The 7,821-nt window shown below is 62.4% G+C and carries 7 protein-coding genes; 4 read left to right on the top strand and 3 right to left on the bottom strand.

The window, feature by feature from the left end; all coding sequences use genetic code 11:
• A partial coding sequence (locus tag AHiyo1_RS12380; protein ID WP_216363195.1) for a zf-HC2 domain-containing protein occupies nucleotides 1–1,054 on the bottom strand: 1,054 nt, incomplete at its 3' end.
• 437 nt (nucleotides 1,055–1,491) lie between these two features.
• Nucleotides 1,492–2,124 carry a hypothetical protein gene (locus AHiyo1_RS12375; protein WP_059388765.1) on the bottom strand — a complete coding sequence of 211 codons (633 nt, stop codon included), beginning with the start codon at nucleotides 2,122–2,124 and terminating at the stop codon, nucleotides 1,492–1,494.
• Between the two features lie 161 nt (nucleotides 2,125–2,285).
• Here AHiyo1_RS12375 and AHiyo1_RS12370 point away from each other — a divergent pair, with 161 nt between their 5' ends.
• On the top strand, nucleotides 2,286–2,549 hold the full coding sequence (locus AHiyo1_RS12370) for a hypothetical protein (RefSeq protein WP_253257304.1): 264 nt from the start codon (nucleotides 2,286–2,288) through the stop codon (nucleotides 2,547–2,549).
• A gap of 33 nt (nucleotides 2,550–2,582) precedes the next feature.
• Here AHiyo1_RS12370 and AHiyo1_RS12365 read toward each other — a convergent pair whose 3' ends face one another.
• Nucleotides 2,583–4,559: a hypothetical protein gene (locus tag AHiyo1_RS12365; protein ID WP_059388766.1), complete on the bottom strand. Its 1,977-nt coding sequence runs from the start codon at nucleotides 4,557–4,559 to the stop codon at nucleotides 2,583–2,585.
• A gap of 367 nt (nucleotides 4,560–4,926) precedes the next feature.
• Between AHiyo1_RS12365 and AHiyo1_RS12360 the strand changes: the two genes are divergently transcribed.
• The 3 genes from AHiyo1_RS12360 to AHiyo1_RS12350 all read left to right on the top strand — a co-directional run.
• Nucleotides 4,927–5,025 (top strand): potassium-transporting ATPase subunit F, encoded by a 99-nt coding sequence (locus tag AHiyo1_RS12360; protein ID WP_113990652.1) that lies wholly within the window; start codon nucleotides 4,927–4,929, stop codon nucleotides 5,023–5,025.
• Between the two features lie 6 nt (nucleotides 5,026–5,031).
• A complete protein-coding gene (gene kdpA, locus AHiyo1_RS12355) occupies nucleotides 5,032–6,699 on the top strand; it encodes a potassium-transporting ATPase subunit KdpA (protein ID WP_059388764.1) in 1,668 nt (555 codons plus the stop codon).
• The coding region (locus AHiyo1_RS12350) for an HAD-IC family P-type ATPase (RefSeq protein WP_148667571.1) at nucleotides 6,696–7,821 on the top strand (1,126 nt) is incomplete at its 3' end. The genes kdpA and AHiyo1_RS12350, both read left to right, overlap by 4 nt.

The raw sequence follows: 7,821 nt of genomic DNA, 5'->3' as shown, positions 1-7,821 counted from the left end.
CCGGCAGCGCAGGAAGCGGCGGGAGCGCTTCGGAGGCAACACGGGTGGGGGACTGGTCTCGGGACGGCGCGGGCGTCGGCCGGGCAGACCCGGTTGTTTGTATCCGGGCATCCTGATATCCCTGCGGCGCCGGCTGGCCACCCAGGACCTGGACAAAACCGACCCCTGCCACGACCAGCCCTACTGCGAGGCCAGCGAGGATAGACATCAATAGAGGCTGTGAGATCCGGGTCATCCCGGATGCCACCGGCGCTGAAGGAAACTGCCCTGCAATGCCCAGCCCCGAGGCGCCGCTTCCCCATGCTGCCAGCGGGACGCCTGTCATCAATGGCAGGAGCACGGCCCGCATGGTTGCCTGCACGTCCCTGAGCTCCAGCAGCACGGCCGTGCACTTGGCGCACTCGTCAAGGTGATCCCGGACCTTTGCCTCGGCGTGTTTGGACAAGCCCCCGCGAACATAGGATCCGAGCTGGGGTACGACTTTCGTGCAGGCGCCTTGCGGAATCTCGCTGACGTGCATCTGCAAATACTGTTTGCGCAATCCTTCCCTCGCGCGCACGCCCAGTGCGGAGACAGCGTTGGGCGAGAGCCCGAGGATCGGAGCGACGACGGCGGGCTTCATCCGTTCCACGTCCAGGTACCACAGGGCCGATTGCCATCGTTCCGGCAGTGATCGGAAGGCACGGGCCACGGTATGGGATTCGAAAGCCTGGACGACCGGATCCCCGGGTGTCATTTTGTGGTCAAGAACAGCCTCGTCGGCGGTCGGCAGGGCGCGGCGGGCATTCCGGTTCCTATGATGGGAAAGCCTGGTCACCGTGGACAACAGGTACCCACGGAAGAATTGCTCAGGCCCCTTGCCCTCGACCAGGCTCTGCAGGACCGACCGGAATGCTTCGGCGACGACGTCGTCGGCATCGCTGAGGTTGTCAACGTTCCTGCGGGCAACGGTAGAAGCGATGGAAACATGGCGAGCGTACAGCCCGTCATACGCATCCAGGTTTCCACCGCGGACCATGGCGATTATTTCACTGTCGCTGACAGCGTCGGCCATTGAAGAGGTAGTACTAGGCGCCATTACCGGCTTCCCCGCGAGCATAAATATTTCCGACCATATAGACACAGTGGCCGGACCCGGAATTTATGACGCAGGTTTGGAATCTTTTTCGCGAAAAGGGTGATCAGCCATTTGTTCCTCAGTGGTTCGGTCCGGTGGCGCCCGTGGACGGGCACTTGGTCGACGACGTCGTTCTCGGAAGGCTCCATCGGTTCGGGGATCGCGTCTATTGACGAAGCAAATCGCCGCGTGCCGGTTGCCGCGCCCTGAGCTGCGCAACGAGGCTCTGGTCCCGCCACCGGGTCAGAAGCAGCCACATGCCATCCGCGACGGGCACCGCAGCCGCTGTTTGGATCTTCATGCCTACTGTGTGGCGCGTGCAGACGATTCATGTCGCAAGTGCGGAGAAGTATTTGCGTGCCGTGCGGGTGGCCTCAGTGGTGGACGCCGTCCCGCTTGAATCTCCCAGGAACCTCGACGTAGTAGATGGACCTCCCGGTGGGAAAGGAGAAGCGGTGCCCTGCGTGTCGGATTGGCTGATAGTCGTGGCCGAATGGGTCATGCACCGTGACTCGTTCGAGGTGATCGTCGCGTGTGAGGAGGCCGTTGACTTCTTGGAGCGTCGCAGGATGGGTTACTTCGCCATCCACCTCCAACACCCACGGCGCATCCGTGGTCCTGCCGGATTGTTCGAGGTAAAGCATTTCAAACAATCCGGCAAGGAGGGCTTCCAACGTTTCCGGGGAGAACCGTTGTAAGGGGTGGGTCTGCATATTCCGACGTTGGTTGGTTGTCCACGCTTGGCGGAGCCAGTTGAATTCGACAGTGCCCAACGAAGGGCCCAGGCGCAGGTGCCTGTCCTTATCCATGGTCAGGCGGTAGTCGTTTCCGGCTCGGTCAAGGATGCATGCTGCTTCGTCAACGTATTCCAAGTTGTCGAGCATGGCGGCCTCGGACGGATAGTACGAGAAATCACCGACGTCGTCGACCACAACATAGTCGATCGGGCTGCTGCCGGGAACCGTGGTGTCGGGTGCCGTTCCGTGGGTAAAGCCAAAGCGCTTCATGCTTACGTCAGCTCCTGCGGAGGACCAGTCCACAGCCCGGGTGGCCGTGAATTCTTCACTCGATCAGATCACCGAAAGGACCCGCCACCGGTGGTCTTTACGGTTTCCATATGCGGCAGGGCGGAGATTTAGCACTCTCTTAACGGTCAAGGCTCGAGCAAATGGGGCAGGCATGGCAGACTTCGGCCATGAGTATCGAGCACTGGTGGCCGAAGCTGAAGCCGTCCACCCAAGAATGGCTGATCGAGAACAATGGCGACGCAGTGTCCCCCGAGGTGCTTGCCGAGATCGCCCAAGTTGGAGGTGTTGTTACTTCCGATGCCTGGTGGGTTGGTGAGAACGGGCCTTCGGGGTTCTATTTCTCGGACGAGGCGGTCGACTGGATCGAAGCGGTAGCGAACGGCGAGGTGCCTGAGCGGCCCTGACGGCATCGCCGTCAGGCCACCTTGTAGCCGCGCTTAGCCCACGTGGACCCACGGGCGGCGGCTGACATCGGGTTCGGCTTCACGCAGCACTTCCCGGGTGACTGGAGCGATCTCTCCCTCGCCCAGGAACAGGAAGCGAAGGAGATTGATGACCGGGTTGCCTTCGGTCCAGCGGAAGTAGATGTGCGGCATGAGGCCGGTCACGTCGCGGATGTGCAGCAGCACCGAGGCGATGGTGTTGGGGACCACCGGGCCGTGGACTTCGAGGATCTGGTGTCCGTGCCGAACCACGCCGTGGACTTCGAGCGCGGTTTCGAAGTCGGAGGAATCGTCCACAATCACTTCCAGGAAGAGCGCCTGGTAATCCACCGGAATGTGGCTGACCTCGATCGCTGAGGTGAGTTTGTCCCGGTAGGCCTCCGCGGTGAGGCGGAGGGGTTCGTGGGCGATGAGCGCAATCGGGCCACTTAGGTTGGTGGACATGAATTCCAGCGCCTGGCGGTCCAGGTGGACGTGGGTCGCGTGCAATTCAAACGAGCGCCGGATCCGGGAAAGCAGGGAGATCACGATAATCCCCACGATAAAGATCGCGGCGATCCGGATGCCTTCGGGACGTTCGAAGATGTTGGCAATTGTCGTATAGATGAAGACAAGGGCGATGACGCCGAATCCGACGGTGCGCTTGCGCTGCCTCAAACGGCGGGCGGAGAGGGTCACCGCCACGGCGGCCGACGTCATCAACACCAACACCCCGGTGGCGTACGCGCCACCCTGGGCGTCGACGTCGGCGTTGAACAGGAAGGTGATCAGGAACCCGATGAGGGTGAATACCAACACGAGGGGGCGCACTGCCCGGGCCCATCCCGGTGCCATTCCATATCGCGGCAGGTACCGCGGGACCAGGTTCAGCAGCCCCGCCATGGCGGAGGCGCCTGCGAACCACAGGATGGCGATGGTGCTCAGGTCGTAGACAGTGCCGAACCCCACGCCGAGATATTGGTGCGCAAGGAATGCCAGGGCCCGTCCATTGGCCTGGCCGCCGGTTTGGAATTCCTGGTCCGGAATCAACACAACGGTGGTGAAGCTGGTGGCGATCAGGAACGAACTCATGATGACCGCGGCCGTGGTCAGGAGACGGCGGGTTCCCTTGATCCGTCCGGCAGGGTTTTCCTCCGTGTCCGAGGCACGTCCGCGGATCTGGGGCATCACGGCGACTCCCGTCTCGAAACCGGACAGGCCCAAGGCGAGTTTGGGGAAAACGAGTAGCGCGATGCCGATCACCATGAACGGGTTTCCGTGCGAAGTGGAAAGTGCATGCCACCAGTCACCCACTGCGACCGGATGTGCGAACACTTCCACAAACGTTGAGAACACGACCACGACGTTGAGGCCCAGATAGACGATGACCAGAACCACCGCCACGCCGATGGCTTCCTTGAATCCGCGCAGGAATACTGCGGCCAGCAGGGCCAGAAGGAACAAAGTGACCAGGATGTTCTGTCCCTGCAGCCAGCCCGGGGCGAGTGGATTCTGGATTGCGTGGGCCGTGGCGTCCGCGGCCGAGAGGGTCATGGTGATCATGAAGTCCGTTGCCGCGAACCCGAGGAGAACGAGGACGAGGAGCTTTCCTCCCCATCGTGGCAAGAGGCGCTCAAGCATGGCGATTGATCCCTCGCCACGGTGGCTTTCACCTGCGACGCGGTGGTACACAGGCAGGGCACCCAGCAGCGTGACGGCCACCAGGACGATGGTGGCCAACGGCGAAATCACTCCGGCGGCCAAGGCTGCGATGGCCGGCTGGTAGCCGAGGGTGGAGAAATAGTCGACGCCGGTGAGGCACATGACCTGCCACCACGAATGCTTCTTCAGATGGGGATCGCCCACCGCACCAGGTCCTTGGTGGGATCCTTTGGAGTCTTGCAGTCCGAACAGCAACCATGTCCGAAGGGAGGCCATGCCTCCGGGCCGTGGGGCCGAAGGATCAGCCGGGGGCCTGCTCAAGGTAGTCATGGTGTCCTTTCCGCGCGACGCGCAGGCACCGCGATCATTGCTGAACATAACACCGGCCACAGGTGTTTTCGCTGGTTGAAGCCGATCTTGATGAATCCTTAACGTCGATTTCCCGGAATCCACTTTGCGCCTGTTAAGAAGCCGTCAAGATTCGGCCCTGCGGTGTTAAGGAACCATCAGGAACCGATTTTCGCCGTCTGCCGGGGAGTTGACTGGCATCAGCCCCGCAAACGGGGCGCGGATGAAAGGACGTTCCAATGGCCGACGTGGCTGTTGTGGGGATCTTCGTGGTGTCCATGGGGATCGTGATGTGGATTGCCCACCTTCTGGGCAAAATCGTCGACGGCGATGGGCCGGTGAGCGGGCAATGAGCGCGGACGCCGTGATGTGGTTGGTCCTGTTCATTTCAGGCCTGTGTCTGTTCGGCTACTTGTTGGCCGTGTTGATCCACCCGGAAAAGTGGTGATGCGGGATGGTTTTCAGCGTTGCCTCCTTCCTCACCCAAGTGGTTGTCCTGCTCTTGCTGTTGGTCTTGGTGCACAGGCCCCTGGGCATCTACCTTGCCCTCGTGTTTGACGGCAAGAAGTCATCACGGGCGGAGAGGCTGTTCTACCGCCTCGCGGGAGTGGATGCCGGCGCCGAACAGAGCTGGTCGATCTACCTGCGCAGTGTCCTGGTCTTCTCTGCAGTGTCCATCCTGGTGGTGTTCTTGCTCCAGCGGCTCCAAGGCGTCCTGCCAGGGAACAATTCCCTGGCAGGCGTGGATCCCTGGACGGCCATGAACACGGCCATTTCCTTCGCGACGAACACCAATTGGCAGACTTACGTCCCCGAGACCACCATGGGCATCTTCGTACAGATGTGCCTGCTGGCCGTGCAGAACTTTCTCTCTGCCGCAGTCGGAATCGTGGTGGTGATTGCCCTGATCCGCGGCATCGCTCGCACCCGGACTGACAGGCTGGGGAATTTCTGGGTGGACCTTGCCCGCACCTCGTTCCGTGTACTGCTTCCGATGGCTGCGCTCGCGGCCATCGTGATGGTGATTGGCGGTGTGGTGCAGAACTTTTGGTCCACCGAGGTCGTCAACCAAGCAACAGGCGTCACCCAGACCATTCCCGGCGGGGCGGTGGCCTCCCAGGAGGCCATCAAGATCCTCGGCACCAACGGCGGCGGCTATTTCAACGCCAATTCCTCGCACCCGTTTGAGAACCCGAACGTCTTCATCAGCATGTTCGAGGTCTTCTTGATCCTGCTCATTCCTTCTGCCTTGCCGTACGCCTATGGCCGCATGGTGGGGGACCAGCGGCAGGGGCACACAGTAGTCGGTGTCATGGGCATGCTCTGGCTGGCGTCCACCTTGCTGATGGGCTGGGCCGTTGCCGGCGCTGCGGGAACGGCAACGGCGGCAGCCGGCGGTTTGGGCGAGGGCTTTGAACAGCGTTTTGGCGCGGCGCAGAGCTCCATCTTTGCCACGGCCACCACCCTGACTTCAACGGGAGCGATCAACGTGGCCCATGATTCACTTCCGCCCTTGGCCGGCGGCGTGGCCATGGTCAACATGATGCTCGGCGAGGTGGCTCCGGGCGGCACGGGGTCGGGGCTCTATGGCCTGCTCATGCTCGCGATCGTCTCCGTGTTCATCGCCGGGCTCATGGTGGGCCGCACTCCGGAATTCCTGGGCAAGAAAATCGGGCCACGGGAAATGAAGCTCACGGCCATGTACATCCTGGTGACGCCCGTCATCGTGCTGGCCACGGCTGGAATCACCGTCCTTCTCCCGGACGCCGTTGCCAACGCCCCTGCAACCGGACCGCACCAATTCAGCGAAGTGCTGTACGCCTTCACCTCCGGAGCCAACAACAACGGCTCCGCGTTCGCCGGTATCACCACCTCCGGCCCCTACCTGTCCACCATGATGGGAATCGCCATGCTGCTTGGCCGCTATCTCCCCATCGTGCTGGTGTTGGCCCTGGCAGGATCCCTGGCAAAACAGCCCCGGATCCCGGCATCCGCCGGAACAGTGCCCACCCATGGCTGGCTCTTCGGTTCGCTCTTGCTCGCCGTCACGGTGATCATGACGGCGTTGAGCTACTTCCCTGCCCTCGCCCTGGGCCCCCTCGCAGAAGGACTCCTCAAATGACCCCGTCCACAACGGACACCGCCGCCCGGACCTACGCAGACGGAAATCCCCTGGGAACTCCGGGAGAGCACAAGCACCACACCAAGGCACCGGCAAAGCTGGACCTTGCCAGTATCCGGACTGCGCTGCCGGTTGCAGTACGGAAACTGGGGCCACGCCAGATGATCCACTCTCCCGTGATGTTCACCGTGCTGGCAGGGGCGGCTCTCTGCACGGCCATCTGCATCCTCAAGCCGGCAGTGTTCGGCATATCGGTGACAATCTGGCTTTGGCTGACGGTGCTTTTCGGAACCCTCTCGGAAGCCATCGCCGAGGGCCGCGGCAAGGCCCAGGCAGACAGTCTCCGGGCCAGCAGGAAAGGTGTCGTTGCCCGGCTTCGGCTGGAGGACGGCACCCTCAAGGAAGTGCCGGGAACGGAACTGCGGAAGAACGACGTCGTCATGTGCGAAGCAGGGGACGTCATCCCCTCCGATGGCGAGATCATCGAGGGCCTGGCGAGCGTGGACGAATCCACCATCACGGGTGAATCGGCGCCCGTGATCCGTGAATCCGGTGGCGACCGCTCCTCCGTGACCGGCGGCACCAAGGTCCTTTCGGACCGCATCGCCGTTCGCATTACGGCTGAGGCGGGCGAAACGTTCATTGACCGGATGATCAAGCTTGTGGAAGGCGCTGTTCGGCAAAAGACGCCCAACGAAATCGCCCTTCACGTCCTCCTTGTCTCGCTCACCATCGTGTTCCTTGCGGTCACCATGAGCTTGGCGCCGTTCGCTTCCCTGCCGGGGGCAACGCCCTCGCCGATCGTGCTGGTGGCGCTGCTGGTCTGCCTGATCCCGACGACGATCGGCGCGCTCGTGCCGGCTATCGGCATCGCTGGCATGGACCGCTTGGTGCAGCACAATGTCCTGGCCACTTCCGGCCGCGCCGTGGAGACCGCGGGAGACATCACCACCCTCCTGCTCGACAAGACCGGCACCATCACCTACGGCAACCGCCGCGCGGTCAACTTCTTCCCCGCCCACGACGTCGAGCGGACCGAACTCATCGAGGCTGCCCGGCTATCCAGCCTTGCCGACGAGACGCCGGAGGGACGCTCGATCGTGGATCTCGCAGCGGAAAAGG

This window comes from Arthrobacter sp. Hiyo1 (genome assembly GCF_001263615.2).
Taxonomy (GTDB): Bacteria; Actinomycetota; Actinomycetes; order Actinomycetales; family Micrococcaceae; genus Arthrobacter.
This window is presented reverse-complemented; position numbering and strand designations above follow the sequence as displayed.

Bases quoted from the DNA above. Each gene is read 5' to 3' on its own strand.
- AHiyo1_RS12360 (WP_113990652.1), top strand. From the start codon at position 4,927: ATGAGCGCGGACGCCGTGATGTGGTTGGTCCTGTTCATTTCAGGCCTG.
- AHiyo1_RS12375 (WP_059388765.1), bottom strand. From the start codon at position 2,124: ATGAAGCGCTTTGGCTTTACCCACGGAACGGCACCCGACACCACGGTT.
- AHiyo1_RS12370 (WP_253257304.1), top strand. From the start codon at position 2,286: ATGGGGCAGGCATGGCAGACTTCGGCCATGAGTATCGAGCACTGGTGG.
- AHiyo1_RS12365 (WP_059388766.1), bottom strand. From the start codon at position 4,559: ATGACTACCTTGAGCAGGCCCCCGGCTGATCCTTCGGCCCCACGGCCC.
- kdpA (WP_059388764.1), top strand. From the start codon at position 5,032: ATGGTTTTCAGCGTTGCCTCCTTCCTCACCCAAGTGGTTGTCCTGCTC.